19 protein-coding genes are annotated in these 18,404 nt (G+C 71.9%); 6 read left to right on the forward strand and 13 right to left on the reverse strand.

Features of this window, described 5'->3' with window-relative positions:
* Nucleotides 1–8: 8 nt before the first annotated feature.
* Both ACRAS8_RS32875 and ACRAS8_RS32880 read right to left on the reverse strand, forming a co-directional pair.
* On the reverse strand, nt 9–248 hold the full coding sequence (locus tag ACRAS8_RS32875; protein ID WP_438489634.1) for a hypothetical protein: 240 nt from the start codon (nt 246–248) through the stop codon (nt 9–11).
* Nucleotides 245–556: a hypothetical protein gene (locus tag ACRAS8_RS32880; RefSeq protein WP_438489635.1), complete on the reverse strand. Its 312-nt coding sequence runs from the start codon at nt 554–556 to the stop codon at nt 245–247. The genes ACRAS8_RS32875 and ACRAS8_RS32880 overlap by 4 nt, the downstream gene beginning before the upstream one ends.
* A 549-nt stretch (nt 557–1,105) precedes the next feature.
* Here ACRAS8_RS32880 and ACRAS8_RS32885 point away from each other — a divergent pair.
* Nucleotides 1,106–1,843: a L,D-transpeptidase family protein gene (locus ACRAS8_RS32885; RefSeq protein ID WP_438489636.1), complete on the forward strand. Its 738-nt coding sequence runs from the start codon at nt 1,106–1,108 to the stop codon at nt 1,841–1,843.
* Nucleotides 1,844–1,912: 69 nt separating this feature from the next.
* Here the strand turns inward: ACRAS8_RS32885 and ACRAS8_RS32890 are convergent, their stop codons facing one another.
* Nucleotides 1,913–2,416, reverse strand: a complete 504-nt coding sequence (locus tag ACRAS8_RS32890; RefSeq protein ID WP_438489637.1) for a hypothetical protein — start codon at nt 2,414–2,416, stop codon at nt 1,913–1,915.
* Between the two features lie 215 nt (nt 2,417–2,631).
* On the opposite strand from ACRAS8_RS32890, the gene ACRAS8_RS32895 reads away from it, so the two are divergent.
* Nucleotides 2,632–3,456 (forward strand): SDR family oxidoreductase, encoded by an 825-nt coding sequence (locus ACRAS8_RS32895; protein ID WP_438489638.1) that lies wholly within the window; start codon nt 2,632–2,634, stop codon nt 3,454–3,456.
* Nucleotides 3,457–3,459: 3 nt separating this feature from the next.
* Nucleotides 3,460–3,969 carry a metallophosphoesterase family protein gene (locus ACRAS8_RS32900; protein ID WP_438489639.1) on the forward strand — a complete coding sequence of 170 codons (510 nt, stop codon included), beginning with the start codon at nt 3,460–3,462 and terminating at the stop codon, nt 3,967–3,969.
* 13 nt (nt 3,970–3,982) lie between these two features.
* Here the strand turns inward: ACRAS8_RS32900 and ACRAS8_RS32905 are convergent, their stop codons facing one another.
* From ACRAS8_RS32905 to ACRAS8_RS32920, 4 genes are all read right to left on the reverse strand, one after another.
* Entirely contained in the window at nt 3,983–4,492 is a 510-nt protein-coding gene (locus tag ACRAS8_RS32905; RefSeq protein ID WP_438489640.1) for a mycothiol transferase, read from the reverse strand.
* Nucleotides 4,493–4,654: 162 nt separating this feature from the next.
* Entirely contained in the window at nt 4,655–5,146 is a 492-nt protein-coding gene (locus ACRAS8_RS32910; RefSeq protein WP_438489641.1) for a hypothetical protein, read from the reverse strand.
* A gap of 228 nt (nt 5,147–5,374) precedes the next feature.
* Entirely contained in the window at nt 5,375–6,118 is a 744-nt protein-coding gene (locus ACRAS8_RS32915; protein WP_438489642.1) for a class I SAM-dependent methyltransferase, read from the reverse strand.
* Nucleotides 6,119–6,145: 27 nt separating this feature from the next.
* Nucleotides 6,146–6,937, reverse strand: coding sequence for a serine protease (locus tag ACRAS8_RS32920; RefSeq protein ID WP_438489643.1), 792 nt, complete (start codon nt 6,935–6,937; stop codon nt 6,146–6,148).
* Between the two features lie 312 nt (nt 6,938–7,249).
* On the opposite strand from ACRAS8_RS32920, the gene ACRAS8_RS32925 reads away from it, so the two are divergent.
* Nucleotides 7,250–9,211: an amino acid transporter gene (locus tag ACRAS8_RS32925; RefSeq protein WP_438489644.1), complete on the forward strand. Its 1,962-nt coding sequence runs from the start codon at nt 7,250–7,252 to the stop codon at nt 9,209–9,211.
* A 19-nt stretch (nt 9,212–9,230) separates the two neighbouring features.
* Here ACRAS8_RS32925 and kdpB read toward each other — a convergent pair whose 3' ends face one another.
* Nucleotides 9,231–11,474, reverse strand: coding sequence for a potassium-transporting ATPase subunit KdpB (gene kdpB / locus ACRAS8_RS32930; protein WP_438489645.1), 2,244 nt, complete (start codon nt 11,472–11,474; stop codon nt 9,231–9,233).
* A 339-nt stretch (nt 11,475–11,813) separates the two neighbouring features.
* Here kdpB and ACRAS8_RS32935 point away from each other — a divergent pair, with 339 nt between their 5' ends.
* Nucleotides 11,814–13,676: a glycoside hydrolase family 15 protein gene (locus tag ACRAS8_RS32935; RefSeq protein WP_438489646.1), complete on the forward strand. Its 1,863-nt coding sequence runs from the start codon at nt 11,814–11,816 to the stop codon at nt 13,674–13,676.
* A 204-nt stretch (nt 13,677–13,880) separates the two neighbouring features.
* On the opposite strand, the gene ACRAS8_RS32940 is transcribed toward ACRAS8_RS32935, so the two are convergent.
* From ACRAS8_RS32940 to ACRAS8_RS32950, 3 genes are all read right to left on the reverse strand, one after another.
* Nucleotides 13,881–14,618, reverse strand: coding sequence for a hypothetical protein (locus ACRAS8_RS32940; protein ID WP_438489647.1), 738 nt, complete (start codon nt 14,616–14,618; stop codon nt 13,881–13,883).
* A gap of 104 nt (nt 14,619–14,722) precedes the next feature.
* The gene (locus ACRAS8_RS32945; protein WP_438489648.1) at nt 14,723–15,172 is read right to left on the reverse strand and encodes an acyl-CoA thioesterase; all 450 of its coding nucleotides are present in this window, start codon (nt 15,170–15,172) and stop codon (nt 14,723–14,725) included.
* Nucleotides 15,173–15,355: 183 nt separating this feature from the next.
* Nucleotides 15,356–16,267, reverse strand: coding sequence for an alpha/beta fold hydrolase (locus tag ACRAS8_RS32950; RefSeq protein ID WP_438489649.1), 912 nt, complete (start codon nt 16,265–16,267; stop codon nt 15,356–15,358).
* Nucleotides 16,268–16,388: 121 nt separating this feature from the next.
* Here ACRAS8_RS32950 and ACRAS8_RS32955 point away from each other — a divergent pair, with 121 nt between their 5' ends.
* A complete protein-coding gene (locus ACRAS8_RS32955) occupies nt 16,389–17,117 on the forward strand; it encodes a TetR/AcrR family transcriptional regulator (RefSeq protein ID WP_438489650.1) in 729 nt (242 codons plus the stop codon).
* A gap of 15 nt (nt 17,118–17,132) precedes the next feature.
* Here the strand turns inward: ACRAS8_RS32955 and ACRAS8_RS32960 are convergent, their stop codons facing one another.
* Both ACRAS8_RS32960 and ACRAS8_RS32965 read right to left on the reverse strand, forming a co-directional pair.
* On the reverse strand, nt 17,133–18,086 hold the full coding sequence (locus ACRAS8_RS32960; RefSeq protein ID WP_438490666.1) for an alpha/beta fold hydrolase: 954 nt from the start codon (nt 18,084–18,086) through the stop codon (nt 17,133–17,135).
* A 26-nt stretch (nt 18,087–18,112) separates the two neighbouring features.
* Nucleotides 18,113–18,361, reverse strand: coding sequence for an acyl carrier protein (locus tag ACRAS8_RS32965; protein ID WP_438489651.1), 249 nt, complete (start codon nt 18,359–18,361; stop codon nt 18,113–18,115).
* Between the last annotated feature and the right edge of the window lie 43 nt (nt 18,362–18,404).

The following is an 18,404-nucleotide window of genomic DNA, read 5'->3' on the forward strand; positions in this document are numbered from 1 at the left end:
TCGTCGACTCAGCCCGCGTAGGTGAGTTGTACGAGGGTGATCTCGGTGTCGCCGATGAGGATGACGCCGGCGACGTGGCTGCGGGCGATGGTCCGCATGACGCCGTCGTCGGTCCCGTACGGCTCGGAGTGCGCCGGAGGGTCGATCAACGCGTCCAGCAGCAGCACCGACAAGTCCTGACGCGCCTCGTCGGGGAGGGACTTGTAGGTGGCGTGGAGGGCCGGGTCGAGATGGAGCCGGTAGGTCACGCGGCGCCTCGCCCGCGGGAGCCGTCGTCACCGGCGGCGGAGCGCAACTCCTCGGCGCTCAGGTCGATCAGTCCGGCACGGTAGGTGGACGGGAGGTGTCCGGACCCGTGGAAGGCGGTGCGCAGGTGCTCGACCCGTTCGCGGTCGGCTTCGAAGGACTCGATGAACTTTACCCAACGCTCAAGGACGGCCGGCACTTCACGGACATCGCTGAAGGCGAACTCCCGCATGAACGTCGCCCGCAGTTCGGAGTGCGGCAGGGCGTGGGCGATGCTGTCGACGGTCCATGACCGGCCGGAGCTGCTCATCGGGTCCTCCACACGACCTGCTGGCGCGGATGCGTGCGTCCACCGTAACAATCCGCCCCGGCGACGCCGGCGAGGGACCCGGCCGCCAACGGACCCGGGCGCCGCGCCGGGCCGCCGGGCCGACGTCGAGTCAGGCGTCGAGTCAGGCGTCGAAGTACATCGAAGTACCGCGCGAATTCGTACGGGTTGGGGCGGCCGCGGAGAGGCCGGCGTAGCCGAGCGGGTCGTGGAAGAGGGGCGCGCCGTACTTCCGGGCCGGAGACGATCTCGGACGCTTCCACAACGACCCGTCGACGCCCGCCCACCCGCTCCCGGTCACCGTCCGCGACCTCAACGCCCGCCGGCAGCAGGCCGAAACGGACGCCGCCACCGACCAGGCCGTGACCCGGTCGCGGATGATCTGCGAGGCCCCGGCCCGACCTCACGGAGACCGGACCGCCACCGCGGTGACACGGAGCGACCGACCCCGCCGCCGCGAACGTGGCGCATAAGCCCCGCCTGCCCGCGCCCGTCCGCAACCGCCCTCCGGGGCCGGCAGTCCTAACGGACATGAAGCGACGTATATCCTTCCGACTCCGCAGACCCGCGTCGGACGCTCTCGGCCGGCGGGCGGGCGCGGCGCTCGCCCTCACGTCCCTCACCCTGCCGCTGACGGTCGCCCTCGGTTCTCCCGCCCAGGCCGCCTCGTCGGGTTGCTACGGGCTCCGCGGCCCCTACCAGCGGCAGGCCGAACGGTTCCTCGGCCTCAGGGTCGACGGCCGCCAGTCGCCCTCCGACTGCCGGGCCATCCGCGCCTTCCAGGCCGGCCACGGCATCACGCCCACCTACGGCTACGCCGGCCCGGCCACCTGGAACGTGATGCGGCAGGTCGCCAGGCAGCGCACCGCCGGGCACCACCCCAACAGCGCCCACAAGTGCCCCACGGACAAAGGACGGATCGCCTGCGTCGACCTGACCCGCCAGCTCAGCTGGATCCAGGACGGCGGGCGCCTGGAGTACGGGCCGGTCCCCGTCCGCACCGGCCGCAAGGGCGGCGCGACCCGCACCGGCCTCAAACGGATCTACTGGCGGCACCTGCACCACGTGTCGACCCTCTACCACACGCCCATGCCCTACAGCCAGTTCTTCGATGGCGGCGAGGCGTTCCACGCCATCAGCGGCAGCGTCTGGTCCGCCCCCGGCTCGCACGGCTGCGTCAACATGCGCCCCAACGACGCGAAGAAGTACTGGTCGCTGCTGCACTACGGCGACGACGTGTACGTCTACGGCCGCAAGCCCGGGACCTAGCACCTCGCGGGCGTGCCGGGAACACCACCGGCACGCCCGCGCCCCCCTCAGGACCGTCCGGCCGATGCCTCAGCGGGCCAGCAGGGTGTAGAGCGCCATCGGCGTCACATAACCGGGCCAGCGGCCGTCCGAGAAGAGATGGACGCCCCCGTCCTGGTAGCACTGGTCGACGAGCTGGGAGCAGATCATGTGCCGGCTGCTGGCCACATAGCGACGCAGCCCCGGAACGGGCAGATGGAAGCGGTGGGTGGCGATCGCCGCGTAGTCGAGGAAGCTGTAGGGCACGCCCACATAGCGGTCGGCGGCCCCGCATATCCGTTCGCGCTGCTGCTCGGTGAGCCCCTCCGGGCAGACGTAGAGCGGGCCGGAACCGTCGTACTCGCTGAGCGGCCGGATGCGGGCACCGCCCGGCTCGGCCTCCAGCAGCCGGCCGCCGGGCAGGACCAGGAAGGCGTGTTCGTAGTCGGCGAAGCCGTCTCCGTTGATCCACTCGCCGAAGCGGATCAACCGGCCGGTGACACCGGAGATCTGGGTGAGCCCGATGTCGCCGGGCAGGGGATGGGTGTGCTTCATGAGCGGCTCCTGGGAGCGTGAGAAGCGGATTCCCCCGGGTGATACCCGCTGTTCGTGCGCCCGCACCGCGCCACCGAGGGCCCCTTGGTCCCGCCCACCACGCGGCCCCCGTCGCCAGTGACACCGGTGGCTGATGGTGCATCAGTTGACGAACGGGGTAGCCCTTCCGAGACGACCCCGAGGGGACCACCGACCACGAGGAGCACCGCACCATCATGGCCACGGGCAGCAACCACACCCCCGCGACCGACGACCGCACCCCGCGCACGGAACCCCCCGCGACCGACGAGCGTCCGCTGGCCGGCAGCGTCGCGCTGGTAACCGGCGCCTCCAGCGGCATCGGCGCCGCCACCGCACTGGCCCTGGCCGCGGAGGGCTGCTCCCTCGCCCTGGTCGCCCGACGCGCCGACCGCCTGGACGAACTCACGCGCACCATCGGCGAACAGAGCGGCACCCCGGCCGTCGCCCTGCCCGCCGACCTCGGCGACGGGACACAGGCACAGCAGGCCGTCGAGCGTGCCGTCGCGCACTTCGGCCGCCTGGACGTGCTGGTCAACAACGCCGGGTGCGGCGCCCGCGGCGCGGTCGAGGACAGCGACCCGGAGGACTGGGACCGGATGGTCGACCTCAACCTCAAGGGCGTCCTGCGCCTGTCGCACGCCGCGCTCCCGCACCTGCTGCGTGCCGCGGACTCCGGACCGCGCGGCGTCGCCGACCTGGTGACCGTCAGCTCGGTCGCCGGCCGGGTGCCCCGCAAGGACAACAGCGTCTACTCCGCCACCAAGCACGCGGTGTGCTCCTTCAGCGAGGCACTGCGCCAGGAGGTGACCGGCCGCGGCGTCCGCGTCGGACTGGTCGAACCGGGCATGACCACCACGGAGATGACCCTCGGCAGCCAGGCCGCGTCGGCCCACGGACTGCCCCGGGACTCCTGGCTGCACGCCGAGGACATCGCCCGCGCCATCACCTTCATGGTCACCCAGCCCGCCCGGGTGGCCGTCAACGAGATCATGGTCCGCCCCACCGCCCAGGAGCGCTGACCCGTGCCCCTTCGCCTCCTGCTCACCTCCGACACCCACGTCCCGCAGCGCGCCAGGGCCCTGCCGCCGCAACTCCTCGACGCCGTACCGCATGCCGACGTCGTCGTGCACGCCGGTGACTGGACCGACACCGCCACCCTCGACCTGCTGCGGGCCCGCGCCCGCCGGCTGATCGCGGTGTACGGCAACAACGACGGCCCGGAACTCCGCGCCAGGCTGCCGGAGGTGGCCCGAGCGGAGCTGGACGGACTACGGCTCGGCGTCGTCCACGAGACCGGCCCCGCACAGGGCCGGGAACGCCGCTGCGCCGACCGCTTCCCCGACCTCGACGTGCTGGTCTTCGGCCACAGTCACATCCCCTGGGACACCACGACCGGGACCGGCCTGCGCCTTGTGAACCCCGGCTCCCCGACGGACCGCCGACGCCAGCCCGCCTGCACCTACCTCACCGCGGAGATCACCGACGGCCGGCTCACCGACGTCGTCCTGCACCACCTGCCCCGCCGACGCTGAAGCGCCCCGGCGCTCACCTGCCCAACAGGCCCCGTACGTACGCCGCCTGGCCCGCGTGCTGGAGATCGTCCGTGAGCACGCTGACCAGGCGGACGCCCAGGGTGACCGGCGGCGACCAGTTCCGGTCGACGACGCGGTCGAGGTCCTTCACGGCCAGCGCGGAGACATGGCGCACTGTGCTCTCGTGCACCGCCGCGTGATAGCCCGTCAGCAGCTCGGCGCTCACCCCCCGCACCTTCGCCACGTCCTTGCGGGAGTGCCCGTAGCCGGTGTCCTCCTCGGCGAACGGCAGCCCGAACGCCTCGTACCACTCGTCCGCGGTCCAGATCTGCTCGGTGCCGGCCGCCCCGGCCACATGGTCGTCCTGGACCCGGGTGAGGTGCCAGACCAGCCAGGCGATGGAGTTGGCGCGCCCGTCGGGGCGGGTGGCCAGCTCCTCGGGACCGAGCCCGTCCACCACCTCCTCGACGACCTCGCGGATCCGGCCGAAGGCATCGACGAGCAGGGCGGTGCTGGCGGACATGGCGACTCCGTAACGGTGGGACGGCCGGTGACTGCGCTCGGCCCATCGTCCCAAGCCGGTTCGCGGCCCGCCGCCCGGCGCACCGCGGCGGGTGGCCGCTCCGCCGCATGGCGGAGGACGGGCACCGCCGCCGGCGCCAGCCTGGCGCGGCGGGGCGGGGCGTCAGGACCGTGCGGAGCGTGCGGCGAGGGTGTCGAGCAGGGCCTGCACCGGCCGCAGCGCACGGTCGCCGGGGCCGACCACGGAGAGGATGCGGGGGAGCGGCTCCACCACGCGGACCAGCCGGCCGGCCCGGAGGTACGGGTTGGGGTCGCGCAGCGCGGCCTCCAGGGCGTTCCGGGTCCAGTACGTCCGGGCCAGTCCCAGTGCCCAACGGTGCTCGTCCTCGTAGGGCAGCCACCGGCCGGCGGCGTAGGCGTCCGCGAGGTCATGGGCCTGATGGGACATCGCCTGCCAGCTGAAGTCCTCCTCGATCAGCTCGCGGCGCCGGCGGCCGGGGCGGTCCTCCCGGCAGGGCCGGCACAGCCGCACCTGGCGCTGCGGGCCGATCGGGGGCCGCACGGTCAGGGCCGGCGCATCGGCCGCGGGACGTCGGTAACGGCACAGGTCACAGATGGTCGCGCCGTCGGTCGAAGGGTCGGGATAGGAACTCACGAAGGACTCAACGACGCAAGCGTGAGCGGGTGGCGTGGCGACTGGAAGGCGCACTGCGGCAACGGTGCTCGATCGTGTTGCGGCATGACAACTACCGCACTCCGGACGCGAGTTGGGCAACCACTCTCCATGCGATGGTCGTTTTCGGGCCTGGGCGCGGTGTGTCCACCGGCCCCAGGCGCCCCCACTGCCCGCCAGGCACCCACGGCCCGCCGTCGCCCGGCCGGCCTACGTGCCCGCTCGCGTCGCCACCACCAGTCGGACCCGGGGACTGCCGTCCGCCCGCCGCCCCAGCTCGGGCAGCGCCCGCAACTCCACCGCGAACCCGGCCCGCACCAGCTCCGCCGACACCTCGGACAACCGGAAGCCGCGGTAATACATCACGAACGGCGGCCACCACAGCGCATTGCGGACCCGCATCGCCGCATCGAAACCCAGCAGCGCCCAGTACGGCGGCGACCCCGGCCGCGCGGGCGCCACCACCGGGAACACGAACCGTCCACCGGGCCGCAACACCGACCGCACCTGCCCGAACAGTCCCGGCCGCTCCCGCGGCAGAAAATGCCCGAACGCCCCGAAGCTCACCACCACATCGAAGACCGGCCCGAACGGCAGCGCCCGCACATCCGCCCGCACCCACTCCGGCCGCGGCCCGGCCCCGCCGTGCTCGGCCCCCTGTGCGCGGGTCCGCGCCACCCCGAGCATCCCGGCGCTGATGTCGACGCCCGTCACCCGCTCCCGGCACACCTGCCGCAACACATCCGTCCCCGCGCCCGTACCGCAGCACAGATCCAGGCCGCCGCCGAACGGGCCGAGCCCCCGCAACTGCCGGGCCACCGGCCCCAGCACCTCCGCCGGCGTCCGGAACGGCGTGCGGTCGAACTTGGGGGCGAGCAGGTCGTAGCCCCGCTCGACGGACGACAGTGCCTGGACGGCGAGCTCACGGAACGTAGGACCCTCGGGCGCGAACATCGCGTCAGCATAGGGTCCCGGCCCGCCCTACGAGCCCGCGATGTACGCGTGGATCGCCGGATCGCTCACCTTGGTGTAGACCCCCGGATAGCCCGGCGAGGCACACCCCGTCCCCCACGACGCGATGCCTGTCAGATACCCGTCCACCACCAGCGGCCCGCCGCTGTCGCCCTGGCAGGCGTCCTTACGGCCCTGCTCGTAGCCGTAGCACGTCATGCGCGGGGTGATCGAGGACGGTCCGTACGCGCCCTTGCAGTAGGCGTCGCTGAGCTTGGGCACGTCGACCTGCCGCAGCCGCTGCGACAGCGCACCGCCGTCCCGCGTCGCACCCCAGCCGGTGACCGTCGCCGGCGTGCCCGCCGTCGGCTCCCGCCCGGCCGCCGCCAACGGGACCGCCCGCACCCCGTCCTTGAAGGTCAACGGGGACTCCAGGACCAGCACCGCCACGTCGTAGTCGATGGTGGCCGCGTCGAACTTCGGGTGCCGCAGCACCCGCGTCACCCGCACGACCTGCCCGCCCGCCCCGCGGACGCTGCTGCCCGCCCGGACGCTCAGCGAGGCCGGTGGCATCCCCGCGGTGCAGTGCGCCGCGGTCACCACCGCATCGGCACGGATGATCGCACCCCCGCAGATGTGCTCCCCGTCGGTGCGCAACGACACCTGCCACGGCACCTCCCGCACATCCGCGTCCCGGCCGCCCACGATCCGGGTCTGTGGTGCCGCCCGACCCGTCACCGCCGTCGCCGGCGGGACCGCGGCCAGCACCGCACCGCACACCGCGGCCGTCGCCGCCCTTCGCCGCAGCCATGACCGTGCCATTCCGCCTCCCGCATCCGCATGGGCCAGGAGCCCTCCTTGTCAAGCGATCCTCAAGGACGGCGCGGCGCACCGGAGCGAAGAGCCGGATCGTTCCATCGAATTGGTGGTATTCGGCCCGGCGGTGTTTGAGCACCCGTCCTCGGTCGTGGCGGAACCTCCGACCCGGCGCCGGGCGCCACCGCTCCCGCCGCCGGACCCGAGACACGCTTCCGCCGAGCCCTCGAACACCACGGCGAGGGCGCCGGAAGTGCGTACGCTGAGCCCGCCGCCGCACGATGGCCGGATCCTTTCGGTTTACGACAGGAGCACACCATGGCCGCCTCCGTCCCTGCCGGTGCCGCCTCCCGGGCCACGGCGCGGCACCGCCTGCGCGCCTGGATGCTGCAAGGGCTGGCCGACATGGGCAAGCAGCAGCGCCCCGCGGCCCCCTCCGCCCACCACGGTCAGCGCTGGTGGCGCGTGATGTGCCTGACCGGCGTCGACTACTTCTCCACCCTCGGCTACCAGCCCGGCATCGCCGCCCTGGCCGCCGGTCTGCTCTCACCCGTCGCCACCCTCGTCCTCGTGGCCGTCACCCTCGCCGGCGCCCTCCCCGTGTACCGCCGCGTCGCCACCGAGAGCCCGCACGGCCAGGGCTCCATCGCCATGCTGGAACGGCTGCTGTCCTTCTGGAAGGGCAAGCTGTTCGTCCTCACCCTGCTCGGCTTCGCAGCCACCGACTTCCTCATCACCATCACCCTGTCGGCCGCCGACGCCGCCACCCACCTCGTCGAGAACCCGCACGTCCACAGCGTTCTCCAGGGCCGCCAGTTGATCGTCACGCTGGTCCTGGTCGCGCTGCTCGGCGCGGTCTTCCTCAAGGGCTTCCTGGAAGCGATCGGGGTGGCGGTGGTGCTCGTGGGCATCTATCTCGTGCTCAACGCCGTCGTCGCGGTCGTCGGCGTCTGGCACGTGGTCACCGCCGAACACGTCGTCACCGACTGGACCCGGGCACTGACCCTCCAGCACGGCAGCATTCCGGCCATGATCGCGGTGGCTCTCGTGGTCTTCCCCAAACTCGCCCTCGGCCTCTCCGGATTCGAAACCGGCGTCGCGGTCATGCCGCACATCGAAGGCGACCCCGACGACACCGAAGAACGCCCCACCGGCCGGATCCGCGGCGCCAAGAAGCTGCTCACCACCGCCGCCGTCATCATGAGCGTCTTCCTCATCATCACCAGCTTCGTCACCACCCTCCTCATCCCCGCCCCCGCCTTCAGACCCGGCGGTGCGGCCAACGGCCGCGCCCTGGCCTACCTCGCCCACATCTACCTCGGCTCCGGCTTCGGCACCGTCTACGACGTCTCCACCATCGCCATCCTCTGGTTCGCCGGCGCCTCCGCCATGGCCGGGCTGCTCAACCTGATGCCGCAATACCTGCCGCGCTACGGCATGGCGCCGACCTGGGCCCGCGCCGTCCGCCCGATGGTCCTCGTCTTCACCGGCGTCGCCTTCCTGGTCACCTGGATCTTCGACGCCGATGTCGACGCCCAGGGCGGCGCCTACGCCACCGGCGTTCTCGTCCTGATCAGCTCCGCCGCCATCGCCGTGACCATCGCCGCCCGCCGCGCCGGGCAACGCGGCTGGACCATCGGATTCGCGGTGATCGCCGTGGTGTTCCTCTACACCACCATCACCAACATCATCGAACGGCCCGACGGCGTGAAGATCGGCGCCTGCTTCATCGCCGGCATCATCCTGCTCTCCTTCACCTCACGGCTCGCCCGCGCCTTCGAACTCCGCGTCACCGACGTCGTCCTCGACGACACCGCCGCCCGCTTCGTCCGCGACATCGCACAACGCCGTATCCGCTTCATCGCCAACGAGCCCGACCAGCGCGACCTCGCCGAATACCGTGACAAGGCCCAGCAGATCCGCGCCGACAACGACATCCCGCCCGAGGACGACCTGGTGTTCGTCGAGGTCACCATCCGCGACCCCTCCGAATTCGAAAGCGCCCTGCACGTCCACGGATATGTCATGCACGACCGCTATCGCGTGCTCTGCCTGGAGAGTTCCACCGTCTCCAACGCCCTGGCCGCGCTGCTCCTCCACGTCCGCGACACCACCGGGCAGCGTCCGCACATCTACTTCGAATGGACCGAAGGAAATCCCTTCGCGCAGTTCCTCCGCTTCTTCCTCTTCGGCCAGGGCGAGGTCGCCCCCGTCACCCGGGAAGTCCTGCGCGAGGCGGAACCGGACCGCAGCCGACGCCCGCGGGTCCACGTCGGCTGAACTCCCGGACCCGCCACCCTCACCCCAGCCCGGGAATCCCCGAGATCACCAGATCGATCAGCTTGATACCGACGAACGGTGCCACCAGACCACCCAGCCCGAAAAACGCCAGATTGCGGCGCAACAGGTCGTGCGCCGAGGCCGGCCGATAGCGAACCCCGCGCAGCGCCAGCGGAATCAGCGCCACGATCACCAGCGCATTGAAGATGATGGCCGAGGTGATCGCCGACGTCGGACTGTGCAGCCCCATCACATTCAGGCCCGCCAGCCCCGGATACGCCCCCGCGAACATCGCCGGAATGATCGCGAAGTACTTGGCCACGTCATTGGTGATCGAGAAGGTGGTCAACGCGCCCCGGGTGATGAGGAGTTGTTTGCCGACCTCCACGATCTCGATCAACTTGGTCGGATTGGAGTCCAGGTCCACCATGTTCCCGGCCTCCTTCGCGGCGGAGGTACCGGTGTTCATCGCCACCCCGACATCCGCCTGCGCCAGCGCCGGCGCGTCGTTCGTCCCGTCGCCGGTCATCGCCACCAGCCGGCCGCCCGCCTGCTCCCGGGAGATCAACGCCAGTTTGTCCTCCGGAGTGGCCTCCGCCAGACAGTCGTCCACCCCCGCCTCCCGCGCGATCGCCGCCGCCGTCAGCGGATTGTCGCCGGTGACCATCACCGTCCGGATGCCCATCCGGCGCAGCTCGGCGAACCGCTCCCGGATCCCCTCCTTCACCACGTCCTTCAGATGCACCACCCCCAACACCCGGGGGCCGTGCCGGTCGTTCACCGCCACCAGCAGCGGTGTCCCCCCGGACGCACTGATCGCATCGCTGAACAGCCGTGCCTCCTGCGGCACTTCACCGCCGCACTGCGCCACCCACTCGATGACCTGCGCGGCCGCTCCCTTGCGGAGCACCACCTCGCCCGGATACTCCGACGGCCGGACCGCACCGCCGCCGGGCGCGTCCGCCGACCCGGCCCTGTCCGCCCACCGCAGATCCACCCCGCTCATCCGCGTCCGCGCACTGAACGCCACATACCGGATGAACGCCAGCTCACCCTCGGCCGGCGGCCGCAACCCGTACTTCGCCCGGGCCAGCGCCACCACCGAACGCCCCTCCGGCGTCTCGTCCGCCAACGACGACAGCGCGGCCGCGTCCGCCAGCTCCAGCTCGTCACGCCCCGGCAGCGGAACGAACGCCACCGCCTCCCGGTGACCGAGCGTGATGGTCCCGGTCTTGTCCAGCAGCAGCGTGTTGATGTCCCCCGCGGCCTCCACCGCACGACCCGACAGGGCCACCACGTTGCGCTGCACCAGGCGGTCCATCCCGGCGATACCGATCGCCGACAGCAGCGCCCCGATCGTCGTCGGTATCAGCGTCACCAGCAGCGCCACCAGCACCGCCGTCTCCTGGGCCGCCCCCGCATACGTCGCCATCGGCTGCAGCGCGACGACCACCAGGATGAAGACGATGGTCAGCGCCGCCAACAGGATGTGCAGCGCGATCTCGTTCGGCGTCCGCTGCCGCGTCGCCCCCTCGACCAGCGCGATCATCCGGTCCAGGAACGAATGCCCGGCCCGCGAGGTCACCCGCACCACGATCCGGTCCGACAGCACCGTCGTCCCGCCCGTCACACCGGAACGGTCACCCCCGGCCTCCCGCAGCACCGGCGCCGACTCCCCGGTGACCGCCGACTCGTCGACACTGGCCACGCCCTCGACCACCTCGCCGTCCGCCGGGACGGTCTCACCGGCCGCCACCACCACGAAGTCGAACGGCCGGAGATCGGATGCCGGAACGACCTCGGTCACGGCGGTGTCGAGATGGACCCCGACCCGCCAGTTGTCCCGCAGCCGCCGGGCGGTGAGATCCGTCCGGGCCCGCCGCAGCGACGCCGCCTGCGCCCGGCCACGGCCCTCCGCGACGGCCTCCGCGAGCTGCGCGAACAGCACCGTCAGCCACAGCCACCCACTGATCACCCAGCTGAACACCGACGGATGCAGCACCGCGGACAGCGTGGTCAGCAGCGACCCGCAGGCCACGACGAAGAGCACCGGATTGGTCGCCAGCACCCGCGGATGCAGCTTGCGCAACGCCTCCGGCAGGGCCGTCAGCAGCACCCGCGGATCGAACAGCCCGGCCGGCGCCCGCCGTCGCCGCCCCCGGTGGCCACCCGCCTCCGACCCGCCCCGGGCGGGCACGCCGCCCGCGCCGTGCGCCGGAGCCTCCGGCGAGAGAGTGGGAACACGGGACGGAGCAGGAGGCATGCGCATGCTTTCTGGGCGGAGGGGCACGGGGCGGAAACCGGGAGACGCCTGCCTCGGAACCCTGGTCCCGGGCCTGAGGCAGGGGGCACCGGACGGCCTCCGACCTGCGCGTCTGCCGTCCACGGCGGTCTCCCGACCGGGACCGAATCTAGGGCCTCGCCGCACCGCCGCAGCCCGGCCCGTACGGAATTTGGCGGCTCTCTTACGGCGCGGGCCACGGTCTTGCCACCTGCGGCACACAGGCCGGTCGCCGCAGCCGGGTGGACGGGCGGCCGGGGGTCGCGCGGAGTTAGCCTGAATCGACTGCTTCTGCTCGTCCCCCAGCGCAGGGGAGGTCCGATGACCACGCCCACGGGGCGCCTGGCGACACCCACCCCGAGCCTCCGCCCCAGCCGAGCCGACGCACCCCGCTACGTCCCCATCGCCGAACACGGCCTGATCGGCGATATGCGCACCGCCGCCCTCGTCGGCACCCACGGCACCATCGACTGGTACTGCTGCGGCCGCTTCGACGCGCCCAGCATCTTCGCCGCGATCCTGGACGCCGACCGCGGCGGCGCCTTCGACCTCGCCCCGGACGTGCCGGCCCGCACCAAACAGTTCTACTTCCCCGACACCAACATCCTGATCACCCGCTTCTTCGCGGACAACGGCGTCGGCGAGGTCCAGGACTTCATGCCGATCGTCGACGACTCCCGCGAGGCGGACCGGCACCGGCTGATCCGGCGCGTGCTCTGCGTCCGCGGCTCCCTCCCGTTCTCCATCCGGGTGGCACCCCGCTTCGACTACGGCCGGCAGGCGCACACCGTCGGCGTCCCGCACCGCGGCCTGACCGTCTTCGACTCCCCGGACTTCTCCCTCGCCCTGACCTCCAGCGTGCCCGTCGAGATCGACGGCCCGGACGCCCGCGCCTCCTTCACCCTCGCCGAGGGCGACGCCGCCGTCTTCGCCCTCGACCGGATCGGCGACGGCGTGGCGCCGCGATTCTGCGCCGTCCATGAGGCCGAGCAGCTCTTCGGTGCCACCGTCCGCTACTGGCGCGGCTGGCTCTCCCGCTCCCGCTACCGGGGCCGCTGGCGGGAGATGGTGCACCGCTCGGCCCTCACCCTCAAACTCCTCACCTACGCGCCCACCGGCGCCATCGTCGCCGCCCCCACCACCAGCCTGCCCGAGCAGATCGGCGGCGAGCGCAACTGGGACTACCGCTACGCCTGGGTGCGGGACGCCGCCTTCTGCATCTACGCCCTGCTCCGCCTCGGCTTCACCGAAGAAGCGGAGTCCTTCGTCCACTTCCTCTCCTCGAAGATCTGCCTGAAGGACTGTGCCCACGGCCCCCTCCAGATCATGTACGGCATCGACGGCCGCAGCGAACTCCCGGAAGTGGAACTCCCGCACCTCGAAGGGCACTTGGGCTCCGCACCGGTCCGCATCGGAAACAACGCCGTCAACCAGCTCCAGCTCGACATCTACGGTGCGCTCATCGACTCCCTCTACCTCTACGACAAATGGGGACAGCCGCTCTCCAGCGACCACTGGGACACCGTCTGCAACGTGGTGAACTGGGTGTGCGCCAACTGGGACCAGCCGGACGAGGGCATCTGGGAAACCCGCGGCAAGATCCAGAACTTCCTCTACTCACAGCTGATGTGCTGGGTCGCCATCGAACGCGCCATGCGGATCGCCCGCCACCGCGGCCTGCCCGCGGACCTGATCAGCTGGGGGCGGGCGCGCGACGCGATCTACCGGCGGATCATGCAGCGCGGCTGGTCTACCGAGCGCCGGGCGTTCGTCCAGCACGAGGGCGCCGACGTCCTGGACGCCGCGGTTCTGATGATGCCGCTGGCCAAGTTCATCTCGCCGACCGACCCCAAGTGGCTCTCCACTCTGGACGCCCTCGGCGAGGAACTGGTCTCCGACTCCCTCGTCTACCGCTACGACCCCCAGCACAGCCCCGACGGCCTCCGCGGCGAGGAGGGCACCTTCTCCATCTGCTCCTTCTGGTACGTGGAGGCACTCTCCCGCGCCGGCCGGCTGGACGAGGCCCGGCTCGCCTTCGAGAAGATGCTCACCTACGCCAACCACCTCGGCCTCTACGCCGAGGAGATCGGCCGCACCGGCGAACAGATCGGCAACTTCCCCCAGGCGTTCACACACCTGGCCCTCATCAGCGCCGCCTTCAACCTGGACCGCGCCTTGGGCTGACCGTGCATCCCCGGCGCGGGGACACCTTGTCGACATGATGGGCTCCTCTCTTCGTTCCGACCGGGCGTCGTTGCGACCGGGCTTCGTTCCGAAGACAGTTCACCACTCGGCGGAGGCACCGCACGTCGGAGCACGGGTGGAATGATGCTCTCGGAAGGTGGGTTGAGGCGCCGTTGATGTCAACCCGTGGTACTCGGACCCCGCTCAGGCGTCGCCGGGCAGCAGGTGCTGATCGACCTGACGGAAGGCCCAGGTGCCATGGGCATGGGTGAAGACCCACACCAGGTCGAAGCGGTCGGGCCACTCGTCGGGGACACCGGTGTCCGAGGCGCCGAGCGCGGAGACGATGTCGGGGATCCGGCTGTGCTCCCAGCAGATCAGTACCGGCCCCGTGGCGGCCAGCGCGGCCTTCGCGAGGTCCTTCTCCTCGGACTCGGCGTACTGGAGGTCGACCTTCAGGCCCATGTGCTCGGCGAGCGGGGTGACGGTCTGTCGCATCCGGTGCGCGCCGGCGTGCGGGCCCTGGTCGGTGGCGGCGTAAATCGTCCGCGGCCGCTGGATGCCGGTCGGCAGGGGCCGGCCCGCGGGCGGATCGAAGAGCTTGGGCAGCGCATGGGCCCGGTCCCAGCCGCGCCGGGTGAGCGACTTGTGGTCCTCGTGGCCGTGCTCGTCGATGCCGGGATGGTGCTTGTCCGGCTTTTCGCCGTGCCGGATGATCATGATGACGGTGGAGTCCCGCGGCGTCGCCTTCCCGGCGCCTTGCGGGCTGACGGACGCGGCGGCCCGTTTGCCGCCGCCGCAGGCCGCGAGTACCGCCGGGGCCGTCATGGCCAGACCCGCCAACACCCAACGACGCCCGACCACGGAGCGGTCGGCGGCGTGCGGCGCTACGGCGGGCGAGGGGGCGGGTGACGCGTCCTCGGGCTTCGTGGAGCGTGGCATGTGCGCAGTCTCCTTCGCGCGGGGGAAGGGCGGGCGGTGCTGCGGCAGTAGAGCACGTATCCCTGAGAATGCCCGCCGAGCGGTGGCGCCAAGGTGCACGGGCTTCAGATGCTCAGGCCGGGAGCCGACCAGTCCAGCAACGCGGTGCGCACGTCGTCGGGGAGCGGGACCGGCCGGCGGGAGTCGAGAGAGGTGCACACCACCAGGGCCTTGATGCGTACCCGCACATCCGACGGGTCCGGGCCCGTGCCGACGAGTTGGAGGTGGCACGAGCTCTTGCCGGTCCGGTCCACCCACAGTGTGAAGCGAAGGGTGTCGCCCATGCTGCTCGGCGCCAGGAAGTCGCATTCGAGGTGGGCGGTCGGCATGCCGATGCGCCGTTCCCGCAGGAGCCGCGGGTAGTCGACCATCAGACCGGCCTCGACCCACTCCTGGACGATCTCGTTCATGAGGACGAGGTACTGCGCGAAGAAGACCACTCCCGCCGGATCGCAGTGGTGGAAGTAGATCTTCTTCTTGCGGGTGAACTCCCGTGGCGCACCGCCGGTGCGCATGCTCTGCGTGATCGTGGTCCACCTCTCCTCGATACCCGACGCGCTTCGCCCCGGCGATACGGGGCCCGGTCACCCGCCCCTGCCCCAACCTCTGTTGCCCCGTGGGCACCGTCAATCGGTGCTGCTGCGTTCGGCGCATGGGGCGGTCGAATCGTTGGAGGAGGCGGCCGGCGGCGGATCCCGTCAGCGGTCGGCGAGCCGGCGCACGTGGCCTGCCACCTCCTGCCACACCGGTTCCGGCAGGTCGTGGCCCACCCCGGGCAGGGCCACGAAGCGTGCGCCCGGTATACGGGCGGCCACCGCGCGGCCGCCCGACGGCTTGACGAGGGGATCGTCCAGGCCGTGCAGCACCAGGGTCGGTGCGGTGATGCGGTCGATGCCGGGGCCGTGCCACTGGGCACCGATCTGGCGGCTCTGGCTGTGGGTGTCCCGGACGCCGGTGTCGGGGGTTTCGGCCAGCATGGCGCGGACGGCCCGCTCGTCGAAGGGATGGGCGGGGGAGTGGAGGAGACGGGCCAGCGCCACGCCGGCCTCGATGTTTCCTTCGGGGGTGCGGGGGTGCCTCATACGGGCGAGCCGGGTGAGGGTGCGCAGCCGGATGTGGCGCAACGTGGCCAGGCCGGCGGTGTCGCCGGGGACGGCCGACACGGAGGTGAGGGTGCGGACGCGCCGGGGGTGGCGCAGTGCGATGCGCTGGGCGACCGCGCCGCCGAGCGACTGGCCGAAGAGGTGCGCGGACTCCCAGCCCAGCGCGTCCAGTACGGCCATGGCGTCGTCGGCCATGTCCTCGGCGGTGTAGGCGCCGCCCCGTTTGCGGACGAGTGCGGCGATGGGGCCGGTGCCGGAGGCGGGCGGCAGGTGGGTCGACTCGCCCGCGTCGCGCTGGTCGTAGCGGACGACCGCGAAGCCGGCGGCGGCCAGCGCCGCGGCCAGGCCCGTGGGCCACCACTGCCGGGAGACGCCCAGCCCGGTCACCAGGAGAAGCGGCTCCTGGCCGGCGTGCCCGGTCGCCAACTCATCGTAGGCGAGCCGGACTTCCCCGTTGGATGCCCAGCGGGTGGGGCTCCATGTAGGGGGAGGGGTTTCGTTCTTCATCACCAGGTTCCTTTCAGTGCCAGTGCCAGTGCCACGCCAAGTTACTGCGAACGCTGTTCTCGGTTGTGGAGTTATAGTTATCAGCAAGGAGTTGGGTTGCGGAAGGGGCGGGTGAGGTTCGTTGGCCGGCAAGGCGGTGCGGGAGGACGCGGCGGACGCCGTGTTGGTGTGGGAGCGGCCCGAGCGGGGGGCCCGGGGGCCCGCGCCGGAGCGGAGCCGGGAGCAGCTCACCGCGGCCGCGATCGGGCTGGCCGATGCGGGCGGGCTGGCCGCGCTGTCCGTCCGGCAGGTGGCGCGCGAGCTGGCCACGGGCCCCGCGTCGCTCTATCGCTATGTGTCCGGCAGGGATGATCTGGTGGATCTGATGGTGGACGCCGCGACCGGGGAGATCGACCTCGATGTGGAGCTGACGGGGGATCCGGTGGCGGATCTGGTCGCGCTGGCCGCCCGGACACACGGGGTCCAGCTGCGGCACCCATGGTTGCTGGAGGTCCCGCCGGAGGCCCTACGGGTGGGGCCGCGGGGGCTGGACTACCTGGAGTTCGCCCTGCGGGCGCTGGAACCCGTGGCCGGACTGACCGGTCCGGCCAGACTGGAAGCGGTGGCCGTACTGAACGCCCTGGTCACGATGTTGTCCGGGGCCGAACTGCGCGCCCGCCGGGCGTCGACGGGCCGTCAGGCGGCGCAGGCCGCGTACCTGGGCGCGGTGGCCCGGCAGGGCGGGCATCCGCTGCTGGCGCGGGCGTTGGCGGGCGGCGGCCCGCTGGACGTCGGCGGTGCCGCGGGCTCGGGCGACCGCTTCGAGCGGGTGGTCCGTCGGGTACTGGCCGGCCTCCTCGGGCCCTACTGACGCCCGAGCCGGACCCTACTGACCCCCGAGCCGCGGGCCCCGGCCCGGCTCCCTGTCCGGCCCCTCGCCCGCCCCCGTGACGCAGTACGGAAGGTCTCGCACGGGTTGGTCGCGCAGGAATCGCGTGACCAGGTCCGCGTACTCGGCGTCGCGCTCCAGATGGGCCATGTGGTCGGCGTCGCGGATGAGGAGGAAGGTGCAGCCGGCGATGGTGGTGGCGACGGCCCGGTTCTCCTCCGGTGAACTGGCGCAGTCGTGTTCGCCGGTGAAGACGAGGGCGGGCACCCCGTCGATGCCGCCCGACGGGTAGAGGTCGGTGTCCAGGAGTCGTTCGTGGCAGGCGGCATAGCGCAGCGCGGCGCTCTGCGAGGTGCGCATCAGCTGGCGTTCCAGGAGCCGGGCGACCGCCGGTCCCTGGACGACCCGGTGCCGGGTGGCGCGGTTGACCAGCATGTCGACGACGTTGCGGGCGTAGTCGCGGCGGGCCGCTTCGTCGGCCGGGCTGGATTCGGCGCTGCCCACCAGAGCCAGGCCCTGGCGGACCACCGCGGTCAGCCGGGGCCCGACCCGGGGTGTGGCGCCGGCGAGCAGCAGCCGGGAGACCCGGTCCGGGTACGACTGGGCCAGGCGGTAGGCGATGGGGGCGCCGTAGGAGGCGCCGAGGACGTTGACGCGGTCCAGGGCGAGCTGGTCGAGGGCGTGCAGTACCGCCTCGGCCAGGACCTCGAAGCCGGCACTGGACGCCAGGTCGCCGGCGCTCCCGGTGCCGGGCAGGTCCAGCAGCACCAGGGGGGTGTGCGCGGTGAGCCGGCGTTCCAGCCGTGGCCAGGAGCGCATGTCCTGGAGGGCGCCGCCGATCAGGATGAGCGGCTCGGTGCCGTACCTGTGCGGGGGCGTGAGGACCCGGCACGCGTAGGTCATGTCCTGGAAGGACAGGGGGACCAGGCGTTCGTCGACTTCCACTTCCATGGATTCCACGGCGGGCTCCTCCTCGGCTATGGGGTGGAGGGGAGGGAGTCGGGGGCGGCGCGTTCGGCGACGAGGTCGGCGAGTGCGGCGACGGACGGGGCCGCGGACAGTTCGTCCTCGTCGATCACCACGCCCAGTTCGTCCTCAAGGGCCATGGACAGCACGGTGATGGCCATGGAGTCGATGCCGGCCCGAGCCAGGGACGCCTCCGGGACGATCGGTTCGCCGGGCAGTCCGGCGCGGGCGATGAGCATTTCCTTCAACTGCGCGTACATGTGACGTCCTTAGGGAGGCGGGTCCTGGCGATGACGCGGCCGT

It is taken from the genome of Streptomyces sp. S186, from assembly GCF_051603415.1.
In the GTDB taxonomy this organism is placed as follows: domain Bacteria; phylum Actinomycetota; class Actinomycetes; order Streptomycetales; family Streptomycetaceae; genus Streptomyces.

Excerpts from the sequence above, each read along its gene's own strand:
- ACRAS8_RS32895 (WP_438489638.1), top strand. The coding sequence starts at position 2,632 with ATGGCCACGGGCAGCAACCACACCCCCGCGACCGACGACCGCACCCCG.
- ACRAS8_RS32925 (WP_438489644.1), top strand. The coding sequence starts at position 7,250 with ATGGCCGCCTCCGTCCCTGCCGGTGCCGCCTCCCGGGCCACGGCGCGG.
- ACRAS8_RS32945 (WP_438489648.1), bottom strand. The coding sequence starts at position 15,172 with ATGCGCACCGGCGGTGCGCCACGGGAGTTCACCCGCAAGAAGAAGATC.
- ACRAS8_RS32915 (WP_438489642.1), bottom strand. The coding sequence starts at position 6,118 with ATGTTCGCGCCCGAGGGTCCTACGTTCCGTGAGCTCGCCGTCCAGGCA.
- ACRAS8_RS32905 (WP_438489640.1), bottom strand. The coding sequence starts at position 4,492 with ATGTCCGCCAGCACCGCCCTGCTCGTCGATGCCTTCGGCCGGATCCGC.
- ACRAS8_RS32885 (WP_438489636.1), top strand. The coding sequence starts at position 1,106 with ATGAAGCGACGTATATCCTTCCGACTCCGCAGACCCGCGTCGGACGCT.
- ACRAS8_RS32935 (WP_438489646.1), top strand. The coding sequence starts at position 11,814 with ATGACCACGCCCACGGGGCGCCTGGCGACACCCACCCCGAGCCTCCGC.
- ACRAS8_RS32880 (WP_438489635.1), bottom strand. The coding sequence starts at position 556 with ATGAGCAGCTCCGGCCGGTCATGGACCGTCGACAGCATCGCCCACGCC.
- ACRAS8_RS32920 (WP_438489643.1), bottom strand. The coding sequence starts at position 6,937 with ATGGCACGGTCATGGCTGCGGCGAAGGGCGGCGACGGCCGCGGTGTGC.
- ACRAS8_RS32940 (WP_438489647.1), bottom strand. The coding sequence starts at position 14,618 with ATGCCACGCTCCACGAAGCCCGAGGACGCGTCACCCGCCCCCTCGCCC.
- ACRAS8_RS32960 (WP_438490666.1), bottom strand. The coding sequence starts at position 18,086 with ATGGAAGTGGAAGTCGACGAACGCCTGGTCCCCCTGTCCTTCCAGGAC.
- ACRAS8_RS32950 (WP_438489649.1), bottom strand. The coding sequence starts at position 16,267 with ATGAAGAACGAAACCCCTCCCCCTACATGGAGCCCCACCCGCTGGGCA.
- ACRAS8_RS32965 (WP_438489651.1), bottom strand. The coding sequence starts at position 18,361 with ATGTACGCGCAGTTGAAGGAAATGCTCATCGCCCGCGCCGGACTGCCC.
- kdpB (WP_438489645.1), bottom strand. The coding sequence starts at position 11,474 with ATGCCTCCTGCTCCGTCCCGTGTTCCCACTCTCTCGCCGGAGGCTCCG.
- ACRAS8_RS32890 (WP_438489637.1), bottom strand. The coding sequence starts at position 2,416 with ATGAAGCACACCCATCCCCTGCCCGGCGACATCGGGCTCACCCAGATC.